This is a genomic window from Micromonospora sp. DT231 (assembly GCF_049847025.1).
Classification (GTDB): Bacteria; Actinomycetota; Actinomycetes; order Mycobacteriales; family Micromonosporaceae; genus Micromonospora.
Window position 1 is genome coordinate 184492 of record NZ_JBNCNO010000004.1, and the last position, 18705, is coordinate 203196.

The following is an 18705-nucleotide window of genomic DNA, read 5'->3' on the forward strand; positions in this document are numbered from 1 at the left end:
GGACGCCCACCACAACCCCGTGATCGCGGGTCGGCTGGTGGTCAGGTGTCGAGGGAGATGATGCCGTAGTCGTACGCGTGCCGGCGGTAGACGACGCTCGGACGGCCGGACTCCTTGTCCTGGAACAGGTAGAAGTCGTGGCCGACCAGTTCCATCTCGAACAGCGCGTCGTCGATGGTCATCGGCTCCGCCGGGTGCACCTTCTCCCGGGCGATGTGCCACGGCTGGTCGTCGTGCTCTTCCTCGACCCGCTCCGCGACGGCGGTGCCGGCGCGGGCACCGTCGAGCGGCGCGCTCAGCACGCTGGTGCCCAGGTCGGCGACCGGCAGGCCCGCGGTGGCCTCGGCGACGGAGATCGGCGCGTGCCGACCCCGGTGTACGCGGCGGCGGTCGGCCGCACGGCGCAGCCGGGTGTCGAGTTTCGCGATAGCCGCGTCGAGTGCGCTGTAGAAGTCGTTCGTGCAGGCCTCGGCCCGCATCACCGGGCCCCTGGAAACGCAGGTGATCTCCACCCGCTGGCAGTGCTCGGCCTGGCGCGGATTGCGCTCGTGGAACAGCTCGACATCGACGCGAATCAGTTTGTGATCGTAGCGTTCGATCTTTGCGAGTTTCTCGGCTACGTGTACCCGGTAATGGTCCGGCACTTCGACGTTTCGGCCCTTGACCACGATGTCCACGTGACCTCCCTTGTTCGGATGGTCTTCGATCCGGCAACCCGGTCGCGCGCCGTGGGGGACCCGCTGGCGTCGACCGGCTGGTACGGCTACGCCTCCTCTCACCGCCGAGGGTGGTGGAACGACCTCCTACCCCCGACAGCGAAACGCTAACTCCTGTTCGCCCGGCAGTCACCCCTAGTTGCCGAGACTGCCCAGGATTTTTCGCAGCTCATACACCAATGGGTGAAACGGAAACACACTCTGTTACAAGTGGTGTCTTTTTTGGGTCGCCGCGAGCACCACGGCGACACTCGGCACCCATCCGGTGGCGCTCAGCACCCGGGTCGCGGCGGCCAGGGTCACGCCTGTGGTGACGATGTCGTCGAGCAGCACCACGACCGGTGCCGCGCCGGCGGCACGACCCCGGCTCGCCGTGGCGCGCGGTCGGAAGGCGGCCTCGGCCGCAGCCGCGCGTCCGGCGCTGTCCAGGCTGAGCGAGTCGGGCCGGGGCAGCGCCCGCAGCGGCCGATGCACACGCGCCGTCCAGCCGCCCTGGTCGAGCCGGGCCGCGCAGTGCCGGGCCAACCGGTCCAGGTGGTCCCCGTACCGGGATCGGGCCGCCGCCGCCGTGTCCGGGACCGGGACCAGCGCCACGGGACGAGCCACGCCGACCGCCGCCGCGACAGCCTCGGCGAGCAGCGCGCCGAGCGGACGGGCCAGACCGTGCCGGCCGTGTTCCTTGTACGCCAGCAGAGCCTCGCGCAGCGGGCCGGCGTAGGGACCGAGGGCGACGCAGGACGGCAGGCCCGGCGGCGCGGGCGTCGGACGGACCACCCCTGGGCGCAGCGCGCCCAGAGCCGCCACGCAGGCCGGACAGACGCCGTGGCGCAGGCCGGGCCGGCGCTCCCGACAACCCGCGCAGGTGGCGGGCAACACCAGGTCGGCGAGGTCCGCCCAGAGGCCGGTCACCAGGTCACCGGGTCAGTAGAGGAAGAACGGCGCCGACGGGTTGCTCGGGCGCACACCGGCCGGGACCGGGGCGATGTCGCGTACGCGGCCGGGCTCGATCCGTTCGAAGGGGCTGCTGCGGTAGGCCACCCCGTTCGCCTCGTACATGTAGGCCCCGCTGGGCACCCGTACGGTGCGATTCGTGGGATAGGCCGTCAGGTGGTTGACCTTGGCACCGAGGTCGGTCCGCAGCGGCGTCTCCAGCGCGCCGTCGACGCTGATCTCGTAGATCGCCGGCTGACGGACGGACCCCGCCACCACCAGTTGGTCCTCGCTGCCCCAGTCGACGGCGGTGAGGGCGGTCAGCGAGGTGGCCACCTGCCGGGGCGGGCCGATGGAGACGCCGCCGCCATCCGGGTTCACCGCGGCGACGTACAGCCGGCCACCGGCGATCAGCGCGACCCGCTGGCCGTCCAACGCGGCAGCCACCGCGGTGACGTCGGCGGGCAGGTTGAGGGGCACCTGGTACATCCGCGCCGCCTCGTCGAAGCGGTAGAGCTGCCCGTCGGCGACGACCAGGCCACGGCCGGGACGTCCGTCGACAGTACGCAACCAGACCGGACGGCTCATCAACGAGTATTCGGACGTGCTGCGGTTGAGGCCGGCGATCGGCGCGGCACCCGCGCCCACCGCGAGGCGGCGTCGGCCGTCGCTGCTGCCGGTGACCACCATCGCGGCGAGGATGCGCTGCCCCTTGGCCACCGCCAGGTCGGCGGAGACGATGTTGCGGTTGGCCTCGGGCGCCAGCGGCACGGCGCCGCTGAGTTCGCTGCCGAAGTCGAGCGGATGGATGGCGCCCTCGTACACGCCGAACCGCTGCGGGCTCTCGGCGTTGAGGTAGAGCTGGTCGGAGTTGCGTCGCTCGCTCAGGTCCTGCACGGGCAGCGAGTTGTTGCGGATCTTCAGCTCCAGCGCACCCGGCAGGTCCCCCAACGACCAGGCGATCTGCGTGATCAACTGGTCGATGCCGTTCTGGTCGTCGCCGGACATGTCCAGGTTGACCTCCCACCGGCCGTTGCCGCCGGTGGCGTTGTTGATCAGCTCGGTGCGGTCGGGCAGCCCGACGACACCCGGGCGCAACCAGTCGGAGGGGCCACCGACAAGCCACTTCACCACCTCGTTGACCCGGCGCTCATCCGGCACCGCGAGCGGCCGGTAGCGCTGGTCGGGCACGAGGCGGGTGCGGTCCGAACTCCAGAAGTAGATCGACTCCTCCTGGTAGTAGCGACGAAGGGCCACGTCGCTGAGCAGCAGCACGTTCGGCGGGTCGAAGATGTACAACCCGGCACGCTCGTCGTTGACGCCGCCGGTGAACGCCGCGCTGCGGATGCCGAACTCGTACTCCGTCTCGGTCGCCACCGGCGGTGCCAGGGTGCCGTTGGCCCGCAGCACGCCGATCTGCTGCACGCTGATCTTCACGGTGGTGGTCGAGTCGCTGTTGAGGGTGTAGACCGCGTCCCCCAGCCGGACCACGTTGAGCGCGACCTCGCTGCCCTTCTTCTCCTGCAGGCGGGACTTGTTCTCCGGGGCGATGAACGCCTTGACCCGCTCGTACGCCCGGTCCGGCTCCCCGGCGGCGGCGGACAGGAAGTTGCGGACGAACGCCTCGTTGACGCTGCCACTGGCCGTTCGCGTCGGCGGGTCACTGCCGGGACCGTTGACCACACCGGCCTCCGTCGCGGCCCCGCCCTTGCCGTCCACCCGCACGTCGGACGCCGCCGGGATGCCGCACCCACCGCCCAGCAGCACCACCACACCGAGCGCCGCGACCCGAGTCGACCGTCTCATGAACGCACCTCCGCCCGCTGTCCGTCCCCGGTCGGCGCCGGGTCGATCGCCAGTGCCCCGCCGGTGCCGGGCCCGATGGCCAACTGACCACCGTCGCGAGGGCCACCGAACGGCAGTGCGGCGTCGGCCGGCACCAGTCGCAGCGGCGAGGTGGTCAGCCGGTCCCCCGCACGGGCCGGCAGCGTGAGCCGGAACTGCGCGCCCTGCCCGGGAGCGCCCCACGCCTCCAGCCAGCCGCCGTGCAGGCGGGCGTCCTCCAGGCTGATCGACAGGCCCAGCCCGGTGCCCCCGGTCTGCCGGGCCCGGGACGGGTCGGCTCGCCAGAACCTGTTGAACACCAACTTCTCCTCGCCCGGCTTGAGCCCCACGCCACGGTCGCGGACGGTGATCGCCACCGCGGTCTCGTCCGCGCCGAGGGTGATCAGCACCGGTCGGGCCTCGCCGTGCTCGACGGCGTTGCCGACCAGGTTACGCAACACCCGCTCGACCCGGCGCGGGTCGACCTCGGCGATCACCGGCGTGCCCGGCAGGTCGAGTTCGATGGGTACGCCCACCCGCTCGGCCAGGCCAGCCAGCCGGTCCACCACCCGGTGCACCACCGGCACCAGGTCGGTCGGCTCGGAGTCCAGCATGGCGAAGCCCGCGTCGAAGCGGCTGATCTCCAACAGGTCGGTGAGCAACTCCTCGAAGCGGTCCAACTCGGCCTGGAGCAGCTCGGCGCTGCGGGCCACCGCCGGGTCGAACTCGTCGCGCTCGGCGAAGATCAGGTCAGCGGCCATCCGTACCGTGGTCAGCGGGGTACGCAGCTCGTGCGAGACGTCGGAGGTGAACCGGCGCTGCAGTCGGGACATCTCCTCCAGGCGCAGGATCTGCCGTTGCAGGTTTGTGGCCATCTGGTTGAAGGAGGCGGCGAGCAGGGCGAGGTCGTCCTCACCGTTGACCACCATCCGCTGGTCGAGCAGGCCGGCGGAGAGCCGCTGGGCGGTCCGTGCGGCGACCCGGACCGGGTTGACGACCAACCGGGTGACAAGCGCCGCGAGCAGCCCGAGCAGGATCACCAGGGCGACCCCGGTGGCCACGACCGTGGCTCGGGCGTCGGCGGCGGTGTCGTCCTGCCGGCTCAACGGCACCAGATAGTAGAGCTCGATCTGGCCGAAGCGGGTGGGCACCGGTGAGCCGTACACCAGGTATTTGGTGGGCTGGCCGGTGAGCCGTCCGGTGCGGATCTGGCTGGCCACCTTGCCGTCGGCGATCGCGGCCCGCAGCTCCGGGCTGATGAGCGCCTGGACGTTCGCCGATGGCGCGGTGCGGGTCTGGATGTCGTTGTGGTAGCCGTCGGCCGTGATCGCCACCACCACCCCGCTGGTCTGCTGGGGGTCACCGCCGGCCAGGTAGTTGACGGTGCCGTCGATGGTCTCCTGGAGCTGCGCCTCCTGCGGCTGACCGTAGAGGGAGACCTGTTTGGCGGCGTAGCTGGCACCGGTGATCACCCGCTGTCGGACGTCGCTGCGGGCGTTGTCGAGCAGGATCGTGGTGATCTTGTCAGCGATCAGGAACGCGAACCCGCCGACCAGCAGGCTGGACGCGACCAGCGTGATGGTCACGACCCGGACCTGCAGCGAGCGCCGCCAGGTCTGGTGCACGCGGGCCACCACCCGGGCGACCCGGCCGCTCACCGCGCGCCAGATCTCCCCACCGGCGCTGGGCCGGCGGGCAGCCGTGCTCGGGGAGTGCGGGGGCGAGGTCGACACAGTGCGACCAGGCTATCCGGTCCCCGCCTTGTATCCCACGCCCCGCACGGTGAGGATGATTTCCGGTCGCTCCGGGTCCGGCTCGATCTTGGCGCGCAACCGTTGGACGTGCACGTTGACCAGGCGGGTGTCGGCCGCGTGCCGGTAGCCCCAGACCTGCTCCAGCAGCACCTCACGGGTGAAGACCTGACGCGGCTTGCGAGCGAGTGCGACAAGCAGGTCGAACTCCAGCGGAGTCAGCTTCACCTCCTCGTCGTTGCGGCTCACGGTGTGCGCCGGCACGTCGATGGTGATCTGGTTGTCCGGTGGCCCGATGGTCAGCATCTCGGGGGCCACGTCCTCACCCCGGCGCAGGCGGGCCCGCATCCGGGCGACCAACTCCTTGGGCTTGAACGGCTTGACCACGTAGTCGTCGGCGCCGGACTCAAGGCCGAGCACGACGTCCACGGTGTCGCTCTTGGCGGTCAGCATGACGATCGGCACGCCGGACTCCGCCCGGATCGACCGGGCGACGTCGATACCGCTCATACCGGGCAGCATCAGGTCGAGCAGCACGATGTCGGGACGGCTGTCACGAAAGGCGGCCAACGCCCGCTCGCCGTCCGCCACGAACGAGGGCTGGAAGCCCTCGCTGCGCAACACGATGCCGAGCATCTCGGCGAGCGCGGGGTCGTCGTCGACCACCAGTACGCGGGCTCTCATGGGATTAATATTGCATCCTCATTCAGTTCGGTGGGACCGGCGTCCGCCGGTAACGCAGTGTGCCGCCGAAGAATCGCTCCTCGCACCCCGCGGCGGCGGCGCCACGTGCTGCGGTGCCGGGCGGGTGGATCAGCCCTCCGCCCCAGGCTGTCACCATGATCCCCCTTCGACGCCGCTCGGCGCCACCGCAGCCCGGGACGGGTCCCGCTGTCGCCAACCTGACCCCGGTCAGCCGAAGAGCGCGCGCCCCCAGTGGTCCCCGCCGTCGCGTACCCCGGGAGGGCAGGCGAACACACCGCTGGAGACGTGCCGCAGGTATTCGTTCATCACGTCGTGCCGCGCCAACTGGGTCTGGATCGGGACGAACTGGCGGCGCGGATCGCGCTGGTAGGCGATGAAGAAGAGGCCCGCGTCGAGCCGGCCGAGGCCGTCCGAGCCGTCGACGAAGTTGTAGCCCCGGCGCAGCAGTTGGGCGCCGTCGTTCCGGCTCGGGTGGGCCAGCGTCACGTGCGCGTGCTCGGCGATCACCGGCTTGCCGTCCGCGCCGCGCGCGGCGAAGTCCGGCTCGTCGAACTCGCCGGTCCGCCCGAGGGGTGCGCCGCTGCCCTTGCTCCGGCCGACGATCTCCTCCTGCTCGGCCAGGGAGGTCCGGTCCCAGGTCTCCACAAGCATCCGGATCTTGCGGGTGACCAGGTACGAGCCGCCCGTCATCCAGTCCGGCCCGTCACCCGGCTGCACCCACAACTGGTCGCGCAGCAGCTCGGTGTCCTCGGCCTTGAGGTTGGCCGTGCCGTCCTTGAACCCGAACAGGTTGCGTGCGGTGGCCTGGTCACGGGAGGTCGACGACGTACGCCCGAAGCCGAGCTGCGACCAGCGGACGCTCACCACGCCCATGCCGAGGCGGGCCAGGTTGCGGATCGCGTGCACCGCGACCTGCGGATCGTTGGCGCACGCCTGCACGCAGAGGTCACCGCCGGAGAGCTGTGGTTGCAGGGCGTCGCCGGGGAACTTCGGCAGCTCGGCAAGGGCGGCGGGCCGCTTGTCGGCGATGCCGAAGCGGTCCCGGCCATCGGCGTCGCGAAACAGCGTCGGCCCGAAGCCGATCGTCAGGGTGAGCTGCGACGGGGGCAGGCCGAGCGCCTCGCCGGTGTCGTCGGGTGGCGCCTCCGGCATCCCGCCCACGGCGCCGAGCACCCCGGCGTCCCGCCCCGCGGTCATCCGGGCGGCGGCGGCCGTCCACTCCTCGAGCAGCTCGACCAGCCGGGCGCGATCCTTCGTGATCACGTCGAAGGCGACGAAGTGCAGCCGGTCCTGGGCCGGGGTGACGATGCCGGCCTGGTGCTCGCCGTGGAACGACACCGCCCCGGCCGGGTGGTCGCTGGCCGCCGCCGGGCCGCGGGTGCCGTTGACAAGCGCGCCCGCGCCGGCGGCCACCCCGGCGACTCCGGCCACCCCGGCACCGGCGAGCGTGATCGCTCGCCGCCGGGTCAACCTGTTCCCACTCATCGACTCCCCCTGCGTCCCGGTCACTTGGCGACGGCTGCGGCGACCTTGCTGATCGGCTCGGCGAGCGCGTTGATCCCGTCGGAGAGATCCTTGAGCTCGGCCTTGCTCAGTGCGGTGTGCAGCTTCCACCCGTCGCCGTCGCGGTGCTTGCCGAGCAGCGCCTCGACGTTCGCGAACTCGGTGTCCAACTGCGTGACCAGCTCCGGCGAGCGCTGCTGCAGGGCCGGGCGGAGAGCGGACACGGCCGCCTTGGAACCTTCGAGGTTGGCGGCGAAGTCCCACAGGTCGGTGTGCGAGTAGCGGTCCTCCTCGCCGGTGATCTTGCCGCTGGCCACCTCGTCGAGCAGTTCCTTGGCACCGTTGGCGAGCTGGAGCGGGGAGAGCGTCTCGGCGTTGGCCTTGGTCACGATCTCCTTGACGTCCACCAGCAGGCGGTCGGCGATCGGACCGTCCTTGCTGATGTCGCCCGACTGCCAGAGATCCTTCTCGATCCGGTGGAAGCCGGTGAACTCCATCCCCTCCTCGATGACCTCCTCGCGGCCATCGATCTTGGGGTCGAGGTCGCCAAAGATCTCGGCCACCGGCTCGATCCGCTCCCAGTAGGTGCGGGCGACCGGGTAGAGCGCCTTGGACTTCGCCACGTCGCCGGCCTTGACCGCGGTGACGAACTCCTCGGTCTTGTCCAGCAGCGCGTCGGTCTGGCTCTTGACGTAGCGCTTGTAGTTCTCGGCCGCGCCGGCCAGGGCGGCGTCGGCGGTGAGCGGCTGCGCCGACCCGTTGACCTTGAGCGCGCCCCGGATGCCCTTGCCGCTCATCCCGGGCTTGCAGGCCGTCTGGTAGGTGCCGGCCGGCAACTCCACGTGCAGCTCACGGCTCAGTCCCGGGGCGATGTTCTCCACCTCGCCCATGACGCGGTCACCGTCGGCGTACACGTAGAACTCGGTCACCTTGGCGCCCGAGTTGGTGATCTTGAAGGTGGCGGTGCCGGCGGCCACGTCCGTGGTGCCGACCTCACAGGCGGTGTCCGTCGCCTTGACCGCGATCGGACCGCCGGCCGCGGCCGGGGCGTCCTTGTCGGCGCCGGAGCAGGCGGTCACACCGGCCGTCGCCAGCACGCCGACGGCGGCCAGCGCGAAAAATCGGGTGGTACGCATCTGAGCTGTCTCTCCTCGTGGGGTCAGGCACGCTGCGGCGTGGTTGCCGCCGCGACCTCGGCCTCGGTGCCGGTGTCGGCTCCGCGCTCGGTGACTGTGGTTTTCGCGGCGGGTGCCGGCGTGCGGCGGGCCGGCCGCAGGAAGAGCAGGAGGACCGGCACGGCGTACCCGATCCAGGCGATCGTCTCCAGCACGGTGGGCGCGGGCGTCACGTTGAACATGCCGGCGAGCAGGGCCGCGTACCAGGTGGTCGGGTCGAGCGTGCCGGTGATGTCGAAGGCCAGGTCGTTCAGGCCGGGCAGGACACCGGCCTCCTGGAAGTCGTGTACGCCGTACTTGAGGATGCCGGCGGCCACCAGGATCAGCAGCGCGCCGGTCCAGGTGAAGAACGTGCCGAGGTTGATCCGCAGTGCGCTGGCGGAGAGCAGCACGCCGAGCACCACGGCGGTGCCGATGCCGCCGATCAGGGCGAGCAGCGGCCCGCTGTCACCGGCCGCACCCTGGGCGGCCGAGTAGAAGATCAGCGTGGTTTCCAGGCCCTCCCGGATCACCGCGAGGAAGGCCATGCCGGCGACCGCGAACGAGCCGACGGCGAGCGCCTCGGTCAGCTTCCCCCGCAGCTCCCCGGCGATGGTCCGAGCCGCCCGGCGCATCCAGAAGATCATCCAGGTGACGAAGACCACGGCGGCGACGGAGGTGATCGCCTCGAACAACTCCCGGTCCTCGTAGCGGGAGAACAACGAGGTCGACGTGTACTCGATCAGCCAGCCGAAGAGCACCGACAGGGCCACGGCCAGGCCGACGCCCGCCCAGACCTGCGGCAACCGGTCCCGGCGCTGCGACTTCAGCAGGAAGGCGACCAGGATGCTGACCACCAGGGTGGCTTCCAGACCCTCCCGCAGGCCGATCAGGTAGGTGGCGAACATCCGGGCTCCGAGTTCGTTAGGTACGCCTCAACTGACTTAGGGCAGGCATACCTTGCTCCCTGTCCGGGAGCCCCGTCAAGTCGTTCACGACAAGCTCACTCGGCCCAGCGCTCGCGGCTCGTCCGACCGGCGTCGGGACGCCACCGTTCGGCTGTGGAAGGATGCCCGCCGTGAAGGGATTCCTGCCGTGGCTGGCGGTGCTGGCCGTGGTGCTGCTGCTCAGCGCGTTGCGACTGCGGGCGCTTGCCACTGTCGTGTCGCTCGCGTGGCTGGTGTGGTGCGTCTGGACGTGGTTCCGCCCCACCCGCCGCGACTCCCGCTCGGGCTGACCCCGCCAAGGCCGGCCGGAGACGACGAACCGGGCCGGCTGCGAACAGCCGACCCGGTCGTTGCGGAGCGTCGATCAGTAGCGGTAGTGATCCGGCTTGAACGGACCCTCGGTCGAAACACCCAGGTACGCGGCCTGCTCCTTGGTCAGCGTGCTCAGCTTGGCGCCGAGCGCGCCCAGGTGCAGCCGGGCCACCTTCTCGTCCAGGTGCTTGGGCAGCACGTAGACGCCGATCGGGTACTCCTCGGTCTTGGTGAACAGCTCGATCTGGGCGATCGTCTGGTTGGCGAACGAGTTCGACATCACGAAGCTCGGGTGCCCGGTCGCGTTGCCCAGGTTGAGCAGGCGGCCCTCGGAGAGCACGATGATGGCGTGCCCGTCGGCGAAGCGCCACAGGTCGACCTGCGGCTTGATGTTGATCCGCTCGACGTCGGAACGCTTGGCCAGACCTGCCATGTCGATCTCGTTGTCGAAGTGGCCGATGTTGCCGACGATGGCCTGGTGCTTCATCCGGGCCATGTGCTCGTTGGTGATGACGTCGAAGCAACCGGTGGCGGTGATGAAGATGTCCGCCTGCTCGACGACGTCGTCCAGGGTGGCGACCTGGTAGCCGTCCATCGCGGCCTGGAGCGCGCAGATCGGGTCGACCTCGGTCACCACGACCCGGGCACCCTGGCCGCGCAGCGACTCGGCGCACCCCTTGCCCACGTCGCCGTAGCCCATCACCACTGCCATCTTGCCGCCGATCAGCACGTCGGTGGCCCGGTTGATGCCGTCGATGAGCGAGTGCCGGCAGCCGTACTTGTTGTCGAACTTGCTCTTGGTCACCGAGTCGTTGACGTTGATGGCCGGGAAGAGCAGGGTGCCCGCGCGGTGCATCTCGTAGAGCCGGTGCACACCGGTGGTGGTCTCCTCGGTCACGCCCTTGATGCCGGCGGCGATCCGGGTCCAGCGCTGGCCGTCCTCGGCGAGCGAGCGGTGCAGCACCTCCAGGATGACCGCGTACTCCTCGGAGTCGGCGGACTCGACCGCCGGGACCGCCCCGGCCTTCTCGAACTCGGCGCCCTTGTGCACGAGCAGGGTGGCGTCGCCGCCGTCGTCGAGGATCATGTTGGGCCCCTGCCCGTCCGGCCAGGCGAGCACCTGCTCGGTGCACCACCAGTATTCCGGGAGGGTCTCGCCCTTCCAGGCGTAGACCGGGACGCCGGCGGGGGCGTCGGGGGTGCCGTTCGGGCCGACGACGATCGCCGCGGCGGCGTGGTCCTGGGTGGAGAAGATGTTGCAGGACGCCCAGCGCACCTGTGCGCCGAGGGCGACCAGCGTCTCGATCAGGACGGCGGTCTGGATGGTCATGTGCAGCGAGCCGGTCACCCGCGCGCCGGCCAGCGGCTGCGCCTCGGCGAACTCCCGGCGAATCGCCATCAGGCCGGGCATCTCGTGCTCGGCGAGCTGGATCTCCTTGCGCCCGAACTCGGCGAGCGACAGATCCGCCACCTTGAAGTCGCCTTCGGCGAGGGTGCTCGGCCGGGCCTCGGACGGCGTACCGCTGGGGGACGCCGGGAGGGTGCTGGTCATGAAAGCTCCTGTCGAACGATGTCTGCGCCGACCCTCCACCTTACGCGCGCCTCGGACACGTGTCCGGCACGGTCGGCAGACAGCGCACGGGGCGGTCGGTGGTGAACGGACTTTCCCGCCCACGTCCCGCCCGCCCCGTGCATCCCCCCGGTTTGGTTCCCCGCACGTTCTCGGACCGTCGTCGCGATAACGCTGCGTACTCATAGAGTCACACTCGGGCAACTCTTCGTCAAGCCATTCCGGAAAAGTCGGACTTGTGTCGTCGGTGGCGGGCGCCTGTCACCGCAATCCGGAGGTCGCCACGTACGCCTCGCCGTCGCCACTGATCCGCAGCGGCTCGCCGGCCGCGGTGCCGATCGCCGCCTCACCGGACGCCAGCGTCACCGCACCGGCGCCGTCGTCCACGGTGACCGCGCCACCGGCGCAGAGCACCACCCGGGGGCCGGGCAACGGCAGCGTGACCGAGGGCACCGTGGCGCCCACCCGCACCCGGTGCAGCGCGAAATCGTCCACCGGCACCGGCCACCAGTCCACACCCGGGCCCACCGGCAGCGCGGCTCGCACCGGCGCGTCGAGCACCTCGAAGCGCAGCACCCGCAGCAACTCGTCGACGTCCACCCGCTTGGGGGTCAGCCCACCCCGCAGCACGTTGTCACTGGCCGCCATGATCTCCACGCCACAGCCGCTCAGGTAGGCGTGCAGGTTGCCGGCGGGCATCCAGATCGCCTCCCCCGGCACCAGCCGGACGTGGTGCAGCAGCAACGCCACCAGCACGCCCGGATCCGCCGGGTACGCCTTGGCCAGCCGGTGGGCCAACTCCGCGTCCGGGGTGTCGACCGAGGCCGCCAGAACGCCACCCAGCAACCCGTCGCGCTCGGCGACCGGCCAGCCGAGCAGCGTCCGCACCGCCGTGCGCAGTCCCGCCGGCCCGGCCCGCAACGCGGCGACAACCGGCGCCAACTCCGGTACGCCGAACGCGGCGAGCGCCTCGGCCGACTCCGCCGGATCCCGAAAACCGCACAGTGCCTCGAACGGAGTGAGCGCGACCAGCAGTTCCGGCTTGTGGTGCGGGTCGGAATAGGTGCGCTGCCCCTCGGGAAGCCCGGCCTCCGCCGCGTAGCCCGCCCGCGCCTGTTCGGCGTCCGGGTGGGCCTGCAGGCTCAGCGGAGCGTCGGCCGCGAGCACCTTGAGCAGGAACGGCAGCCGGCTGCCGAACCGCTCGGACACCCGCTGACCGAGCCACTGCCCCGGCTCGTCCCGCACCAGGTCGCAGAGGCTCACCCGCTCGCCGGCACGGTCCACGTTGGCCGGGGCGCCCGGGTGGGCGCCCAACCACAACTCGGCCTCGGGCCCCGCGCTGGGCACCACCCGACCCTGCAGGAGGGCGATGGCCGAGCGGGAGCCCCAGGCGTAGTCGCGGATCGGTCCGTAGAGTGGCTCCACAGGTCAGCCCCCGGGCCGCCCGGTCGCCTCGGCCGCCTCGCCCGACGCGTCCTGCGGCACGGCGGTGTCGGCGGCCGCGCCGGTGCCGGCCTCGGCGGCGGCGGCGCTGTAGACGTCCGGCTCCAGGTAGATCACCCGGGCGATCGGCACCGCGGCACGGATCCGCGCCTCGACGGCGTTGATGCCACGGGCCAGGTCGTGGGCGCTCTCCCACTCCGGAACGGCGATCTTGGCGGCCACCATCAGCTCTTCCGGGCCCAGGTAGAGCGTCTTCATGTGGATGATCCGCTCCACCTCGGGGCCGTCGGTGACGGCCCGCTCGATGGTGGCCAGTTCGGACGCCTCGGCGCCCTCACCGAGCAGCAGGCTCTTCGTCTCGATGGCCAGCACGACGGCGATGACGACAAGCAGGATGCCGATCATCGCGGTGCCCGCGGCGTCCCACCGACCGTTCCCGGTGATCAACGTCATCCCGACACCGAACAGGGCGAACACCAGACCGACGAGCGCCCCGAAGTCCTCCAGGAGCACGACCGGCAGCTCCGGCGCCTTGGCCCGGCGGATGAAACGGACCCAGGACTGGTTGCCCCGGATGTGGTTGGACTCCTTGATGGCGGTCCGGAAGGAGAACGACTCCATGATGATCGCCGCCACCAGCACGACCACCGGCAACCAGTGCCACTCCTTGATGCCCTCTCCGTGGCTCCACTTGTGGTACGCCTCGTAGAGCGCGAACAGGCCACCGATGCTGAACAGCACGATGGACACGATGAACGCGTAGATGTAGCGCTCCCGGCCGTACCCGAACGGGTGTTCCGGGGTGGCCGCCCGCTTCGCCCGCTTGCCGCCGAGCAGCAGCAGGCCCTGGTTGCCGGAGTCGGCGACCGAGTGGACCGCCTCGGCCAGCATCGACGACGAGCCGGAGAGCAGGAACGCGATGAACTTGGTGACGGCGATGCCGATGTTGGCCAGCAGGGCGGCGACAATCGCCTTCGTCCCACCGTTGGCGCTCATGCCACCGCTCCGCTTCGCGTCGTGGCGACCCGAGACGCCCCGCTGCTGAGCCACCTGGTTCGCTCGCTGCGCTCGCTCACGCCACCGCTCCGCTTCGCCGCACGAAGCCAACCGGTCCGCGCATGCCGCGCCGCCCTACGGTCGTTCACTGGTTCGACAGCTCCTTCATCTCGGTGATGGCCGGAACGGCCATCGGGTCCAACCCGTGGGCCAGGGCAAGGTATATCGAGGCGAAATCCGGGACCGCGATCAGCGAGGCCAGCCGCTCCAGGGCGGAGCCCCCCTCGGCGGTCACCACGTCGCACCGCACGCCACGGCGCTCGGCGAGGGTCTGCACCGCGTCCGCACGGCGCTCCTCGACGGCCAGCGGCTCGTCGGTGTCGTCCTCGGCGTTGAGCCCGCCGTCGCGCAGCAGCACCAGCCGCAGCCGGGTGCCATCGCCGTCGTCGTCGTCGTCGGCCGGGTCGGCGAAGATGTCCCGCTCCCCCTCGGCCAGGCCGCCGAAGACGCCGTCGAGCAGCCCGACGCGACCCCGCCCGGCCTCGCCGAGCGCCCCGGTGACCACCGGGTAGCGGGCGTTTGCCGACAGGGTGTCGCCGAACCGGCGGGCGGCCACGGTGGCCAGCGGGGACGAACCCCAGACGATCGGGATCGAGCCGGCCAGGCCCAGGGCCAGCGCCTTCGCCGGGTTGACGAAGGACTCCGCGGCGGAGCGGCAGCGGTCGGCGTCCGCGTCGAGCCGGGCCGCGGTCTCGGCCAGATCCGCCTCGTTGACCTTCACGAGCCCGAGCGAACGGGCCGCGAGCAGAACCGGCACGGTGAGCGCCCAGAGGCTGGCTCGGGCCGGGGCACGCCGGGGCACCGGAATGAACGGCGCCCGGGCCTGCTCGGCGATCGACTGCAACTGCGAGTCGGGGGCGCCCACGGCGACCAGCCGGGCGCCCCGCCGGTGCGCCGCCTCGGCGGCACCCAGTGCCTCCGGGCTACGACCGGACGCGCTCACCGCGATCACCACGTCCGCCGCGCCCACCCAGCCGGGTACGCCCGCGCTGCGGTGCCCGATGATCGGGACCGGGCAACGCGGGCCCGCGACCGTGGCCAACACATCCCCGGTACGCCCCGCGGTGCCGATGCCGGCGATCACGACGGCACGGGGGCGCCCGTCGTCGGCGAGGACCGCCAGGTTCGCCTCGGCCGCCAGTGCGGCGCTCTCGCGCACCTGCGCACCGGCCGACGCCGTGTGCCGGAGCATGCCGCCCGGGTCGCGCTCGGCCAGCGCCTCCGGGTTGTCGAGCAGGGCCTCGTCGGCATCGCGACGACCGCTGACCCCGGCCGTACCGTCGATCATGAGGACTGCCCAGGGCCGCCGCGCGCCTCGTCGAGCAGCAGCACCGGCACGTCGTCGCGGACCTCGAAGATCCGGCCACACTCCGTGCAGGTAAGCGTCTGCGCTTCGGCGTCGTAGGTGAGCGGGGCGTGGTGCGTGTCCGGACAGGCGAGAATCTCGAGCAACTGCGGATCCAGGGCCATGGCACGGCTCCTTCCACGTGTGCGGCTTACCGGCGGCGGTGCCGACCGGCGCAGGCGATCTTATCGGCGAACGCGGTCGAGCACGTCGTCCCGGAGCGAGACCATCCGCTCGCGGGTGGGCGCCTCGACGTTGAGCCGCAGCAGCGGCTCCGTGTTGGAGGCGCGCAGGTTGAACCACGCGCCGTCGGGGAACCGCAGGGTGAGCCCGTCCATCTCGTCGGCCACCGCGTCGGGGTACGCGGCCCGCACCTCGGCCACCGCCGCCGCCTGGTCGGCCACCGTCGAGTTGATCTCGCCGGAGGCGATGTACCGCTCGTACTCACCGGCCAGCACGGACAGCGGCAGCGACTGCTCGCCCAGCGCGGCCAGGGTGTGCATCGCCGCGAGCATCCCGGTGTCGGCGAACCAGAAGTCCCGGAAGTAGTAGTGCGCGGAGTGCTCGCCGCCGAAGACGGCATTGGTCCGGGCCATCTCCGCCTTGATGAAGGAGTGCCCGACCCGGGCGACGACAGGCTTCCCACCGTGCTCGCGAATGATCTCCGCGACCGCGCTGGAGGTGATCAGGCCGTGGATCACCGTGGAGCCGGGGTGCTTGGCCAACTCGCGCGCGGCCACGAGGGCGGTGATCGCCGACGGTGAGACCGGCTCGCCACGCTCGTCCACCACGAAGCACCTGTCGGCGTCGCCGTCGAAGGCCAGCCCGATGTCCGCCCCGTGCTCCACCACCGCGCGCTGGAGGTCGACCAGGTTCGCCGGATCCAGTGGGTTGGCCTCGTGATTGGGGAAGGTGCCGTCCAGCTCGAAGTAGAGCGGCACGATCTCCAACGGCAGCGGCGACAGGACGGTGTCGCCCAGCACGGTGGGGACGGTGAAGCCACCCATCCCGTTGCCGGCGTCGACGACGACCTTCAACGGCCGGATGCCCGAGAGGTCGACAAGCTTGCGCAGGTAGCCGGCATAGTCGGGAAGCAGGTCACGCCGCTCCGCCGGCCGGGTCGGCGCACCGGCCGGACGGGCTTCGCCCGAGTCCAGCAGCGCCTGGGCCCGTTCCCGGATCTCCGCCAGACCGCTCTCCTGGCCGATCGGGCGAGCGCCGGAGCGGCACATCTTGATGCCGTTGTACTGGGCAGGGTTGTGACTGGCGGTGAACATCGCGCCGGGCAGGTCGAGCGAGCCGGACGCGAAGTAGAGCAGATCGGTGGAGGCGAGCCCGATCTCGATGACCGAGCGGCCCTCGGCCCGTACGCCGGCGGCGAACGCGGCGGCCAGACCGGGCGAGGTGGCGCGCATGTCGTACCCGACGACCACCGCGTCACCCGGCTCCTCGGTGGAGTTGAGCAGCTGGGTGAACGCGGCTCCCAGCGCCTCGGCGGCCCTTTCGTCCCACTGGTCCGGCACCGTCCCTCGGACGTCATAAGCCTTCACAATCTGGGACAGATCAGACACGTGTTCCACTCCTTCGCCGCAGGTAGACACCGAGCCTGAGCGTAACGGAGGGTCCGGGCCGAGCCCCGCTCAGCCGGGGAGCCGGGGCATGATCACGGTGCGCCCGCCATCGTCGGGGGGCGGATCCCCGGGCAGCGGTCGCGATTCCGGCGCTTCCGGCATCGGCTGCGTCGCCTCCGGGGGCGCACCGGCGGCGGGTCGGGCGCCGTAGACGCCACCGGCGGCCGGACGCGGGGACGGCACGGCACCGGCAGCCGGGTGCGGCGGCGGCACGGCGCCCGGACCGGCAGGCGGGTACGGGGACAGCGGCACGGCGCCCGGACCGGCAGGCGGGTACGGGGACAGCGGCACGGCGCCCGGACCTGCAGCCGGGTACGGGGACGGCGCGGCGCCCGGACCAGCAGGCGGGTACGGGGGCGGCGGCACGGCACCTGGACCGGTGGCAGGGTGCGGGGGCGGCATGGGACCGGGACTGGCGGACGGCGGCTGCTGGCCGTACACCTGGCCTGGGCGACCGGGCGCGGCCGGTGGCCCGCCGCCGGCCCGGTAGGTGGTGCCGCCGGGGTTGCCCGGCAGGGTGCCGGTCGGCTCGTCGGACGGCCGGCGATCCTGGCGCGAGCGACGGAACAGCAGCACGATGAGCAGCAACCCGACCGCCACCATGACGATGCCGAAGATCATCACCGGTGACGTGCCACCGGACGAGGCCGCGGCGACCGTCGAGGCCTGCGGCGTGCCGGACACGTCGCCGAGCGCCGCCGGAGTCACCGCGTCGTCGACTGTCGCGACCTCGGTCGGACTCGGGGTGGGCGACGCCTTCTTCGACGGCGTCGGCGACGGGGTGACCCGCGCACCTGTCACCCGCGCGGTGTCGCTGCCCCGGCCGACCTCCTGACCGGCCGCGCTGACACCCGCGCCGGTCACCACGAGCCGGCCGCCCGGGGCGTCCGCACCGAAGGTGACCCGGTACCGCACGGTGATGCCTTTGCCCTTGCACAGGGTCGGCTTCAACGGCGACGTCTGGGCGGTCCCCACGTTGCCGCCACCGCCGGTCAGGGCCACCGGGAACCATTGCCCACCCGCGTTGACCTCGACCTTCGCCTGGCTCGGCTGGAGACCTTCAAGGCTGAGAACCAGCGCGGTACGCAGCAGGACGCAGCCCTCGGTGCGCTTTCGCACCGCCACGTTCACCCCCTGCGCGGAACCACCGGCGGCGAAGCTGCTGGCCGCACCCACGCGGACCGAGTCGTCGTCGGCAAGCGCGGGCGACGCGCCGAGCATCACCAGGCCGCCCACCAGACCGCAGACCGCCGCGAGCCGAGCCGCGCGTCGACGCACCGTCATGATCACCTCGCCGTTCTCCCCGGGTGGGGTCCGCGGGTCAGGCTACTACCGCCCCATCCACCCCGCCGGTCATAGAGCGGCCCGGATGTGTGCCGCGTTACGGTTTGCGACCCGGCCCGCCGACCTGCTCCTGGTGCGATTCCGGTCGAGGTAAGACGCCGTCCCGACCATGATCCACTCGACGTGAGCGCAGCGCCCGGCCAGCCATGATCCACTCTACTTTCTTGGAATCGGGCCATCCCACCGCCTCGGATGCCCCGACCTCGCCGAACCCGAGTCGATCTCTCACGGCCCGAGCAGGTGGGGCCGGGTCCGGGCAGGTGGCCGGGTCCGGGCGTTGAGCCAGGTCCGGGAGGTGGGCCAGGTCCGGGAGGTGGGCCAGGCCCGGGAGGTGGGCCAGGCCCGGGCGGTGGGCCAGGCCCGGGCGGTGGGCCAGGCCCGGGCGGTGGGCCAGGCCCGGGAGGTGGGCCAGGCCCGGGCGGTGGGCCAGGCCCGGGCGGTGGGCCAGGCCCGGGCGGTGGGCCAGGCCCGGGC

General features: G+C 71.6%; 17 protein-coding genes. 2 read left to right on the top strand and 15 right to left on the bottom strand.

Features of this window, described 5'->3' with window-relative positions:
- Positions 1-41: 41 nt before the first annotated feature.
- The 8 genes from hpf to efeU all read right to left on the bottom strand — a co-directional run bounded on the left by hpf (position 42) and on the right by efeU (position 9491).
- Positions 42-677 carry a ribosome hibernation-promoting factor, HPF/YfiA family gene (gene hpf, locus ACPXBU_RS12305; protein WP_393366693.1) on the bottom strand — a complete coding sequence of 212 codons (636 nt, stop codon included), beginning with the start codon at positions 675-677 and terminating at the stop codon, positions 42-44.
- A 243-nt stretch (positions 678-920) separates the two neighbouring features.
- A complete protein-coding gene (locus ACPXBU_RS12310) occupies positions 921-1625 on the bottom strand; it encodes a ComF family protein (protein ID WP_393366691.1) in 705 nt (234 codons plus the stop codon).
- A 12-nt stretch (positions 1626-1637) separates the two neighbouring features.
- Entirely contained in the window at positions 1638-3452 is a 1815-nt protein-coding gene (locus ACPXBU_RS12315) for an LpqB family beta-propeller domain-containing protein (protein WP_425758132.1), read from the bottom strand.
- Positions 3449-5203, bottom strand: a complete 1755-nt coding sequence (gene mtrB / locus ACPXBU_RS12320) for an MtrAB system histidine kinase MtrB (RefSeq protein ID WP_425758133.1) — start codon at positions 5201-5203, stop codon at positions 3449-3451. Before mtrB ends, ACPXBU_RS12315 begins: the two co-directional genes overlap by 4 nt.
- Before the next feature lie 12 nt (positions 5204-5215).
- A complete protein-coding gene (mtrA, locus tag ACPXBU_RS12325) occupies positions 5216-5905 on the bottom strand; it encodes an MtrAB system response regulator MtrA (protein ID WP_110564421.1) in 690 nt (229 codons plus the stop codon).
- 228 nt (positions 5906-6133) lie between these two features.
- On the bottom strand, positions 6134-7411 hold the full coding sequence (gene efeB, locus ACPXBU_RS12330; RefSeq protein ID WP_425758134.1) for an iron uptake transporter deferrochelatase/peroxidase subunit: 1278 nt from the start codon (positions 7409-7411) through the stop codon (positions 6134-6136).
- Positions 7412-7431: 20 nt separating this feature from the next.
- Positions 7432-8565, bottom strand: coding sequence for an iron uptake system protein EfeO (gene efeO, locus ACPXBU_RS12335; RefSeq protein ID WP_393366683.1), 1134 nt, complete (start codon positions 8563-8565; stop codon positions 7432-7434).
- A 23-nt stretch (positions 8566-8588) separates the two neighbouring features.
- Complete coding sequence (gene efeU / locus ACPXBU_RS12340) at positions 8589-9491, bottom strand: iron uptake transporter permease EfeU (protein ID WP_425758135.1); 903 nt, start codon at positions 9489-9491, stop codon at positions 8589-8591.
- 170 nt (positions 9492-9661) lie between these two features.
- Here efeU and ACPXBU_RS12345 point away from each other — a divergent pair, with 170 nt between their 5' ends.
- The gene (locus ACPXBU_RS12345; RefSeq protein WP_393366679.1) at positions 9662-9820 is read left to right on the top strand and encodes a hypothetical protein; all 159 of its coding nucleotides are present in this window, start codon (positions 9662-9664) and stop codon (positions 9818-9820) included.
- Between the two features lie 74 nt (positions 9821-9894).
- Here the strand turns inward: ACPXBU_RS12345 and ahcY are convergent, their stop codons facing one another.
- From ahcY to ACPXBU_RS12380, 7 genes are all read right to left on the bottom strand, one after another.
- A complete protein-coding gene (gene ahcY / locus ACPXBU_RS12350) occupies positions 9895-11394 on the bottom strand; it encodes an adenosylhomocysteinase (RefSeq protein ID WP_425758136.1) in 1500 nt (499 codons plus the stop codon).
- 279 nt (positions 11395-11673) lie between these two features.
- Positions 11674-12837 carry a mannose-6-phosphate isomerase, class I gene (gene manA, locus ACPXBU_RS12355; protein ID WP_425758137.1) on the bottom strand — a complete coding sequence of 388 codons (1164 nt, stop codon included), beginning with the start codon at positions 12835-12837 and terminating at the stop codon, positions 11674-11676.
- Between the two features lie 3 nt (positions 12838-12840).
- A complete protein-coding gene (locus ACPXBU_RS12360) occupies positions 12841-13851 on the bottom strand; it encodes a cation diffusion facilitator family transporter (protein WP_425758138.1) in 1011 nt (336 codons plus the stop codon).
- A 145-nt stretch (positions 13852-13996) separates the two neighbouring features.
- Positions 13997-15199 (bottom strand): SIS domain-containing protein, encoded by a 1203-nt coding sequence (locus ACPXBU_RS12365; RefSeq protein WP_425758139.1) that lies wholly within the window; start codon positions 15197-15199, stop codon positions 13997-13999.
- Entirely contained in the window at positions 15196-15381 is a 186-nt protein-coding gene (locus ACPXBU_RS12370) for a Trm112 family protein (protein ID WP_091394023.1), read from the bottom strand. The genes ACPXBU_RS12365 and ACPXBU_RS12370 overlap by 4 nt, the downstream gene beginning before the upstream one ends.
- A gap of 60 nt (positions 15382-15441) precedes the next feature.
- Positions 15442-16827, bottom strand: coding sequence for a phosphomannomutase/phosphoglucomutase (locus tag ACPXBU_RS12375; protein ID WP_393366671.1), 1386 nt, complete (start codon positions 16825-16827; stop codon positions 15442-15444).
- Between the two features lie 69 nt (positions 16828-16896).
- Positions 16897-18171, bottom strand: coding sequence for a hypothetical protein (locus tag ACPXBU_RS12380; protein WP_425758140.1), 1275 nt, complete (start codon positions 18169-18171; stop codon positions 16897-16899).
- A gap of 337 nt (positions 18172-18508) precedes the next feature.
- Between ACPXBU_RS12380 and ACPXBU_RS12385 the strand changes: the two genes are divergently transcribed.
- Positions 18509-18705: hypothetical protein (locus tag ACPXBU_RS12385; protein WP_425758141.1), on the top strand; the 197-nt coding region annotated here is incomplete at its 3' end.

Coding starts and splice junctions, on each gene's coding strand:
- ACPXBU_RS12315 (WP_425758132.1), bottom strand. CDS start 3,452: ATGAGACGGTCGACTCGGGTCGCGGCGCTCGGTGTGGTGGTGCTGCTG.
- mtrA (WP_110564421.1), bottom strand. CDS start 5,905: ATGAGAGCCCGCGTACTGGTGGTCGACGACGACCCCGCGCTCGCCGAG.
- efeB (WP_425758134.1), bottom strand. CDS start 7,411: ATGAGTGGGAACAGGTTGACCCGGCGGCGAGCGATCACGCTCGCCGGT.
- efeO (WP_393366683.1), bottom strand. CDS start 8,565: ATGCGTACCACCCGATTTTTCGCGCTGGCCGCCGTCGGCGTGCTGGCG.
- efeU (WP_425758135.1), bottom strand. CDS start 9,491: ATGTTCGCCACCTACCTGATCGGCCTGCGGGAGGGTCTGGAAGCCACC.
- ahcY (WP_425758136.1), bottom strand. CDS start 11,394: ATGACCAGCACCCTCCCGGCGTCCCCCAGCGGTACGCCGTCCGAGGCC.
- ACPXBU_RS12360 (WP_425758138.1), bottom strand. CDS start 13,851: ATGAGCGCCAACGGTGGGACGAAGGCGATTGTCGCCGCCCTGCTGGCC.
- ACPXBU_RS12365 (WP_425758139.1), bottom strand. CDS start 15,199: ATGATCGACGGTACGGCCGGGGTCAGCGGTCGTCGCGATGCCGACGAG.
- ACPXBU_RS12370 (WP_091394023.1), bottom strand. CDS start 15,381: ATGGCCCTGGATCCGCAGTTGCTCGAGATTCTCGCCTGTCCGGACACG.
- ACPXBU_RS12380 (WP_425758140.1), bottom strand. CDS start 18,171: ATGACGGTGCGTCGACGCGCGGCTCGGCTCGCGGCGGTCTGCGGTCTG.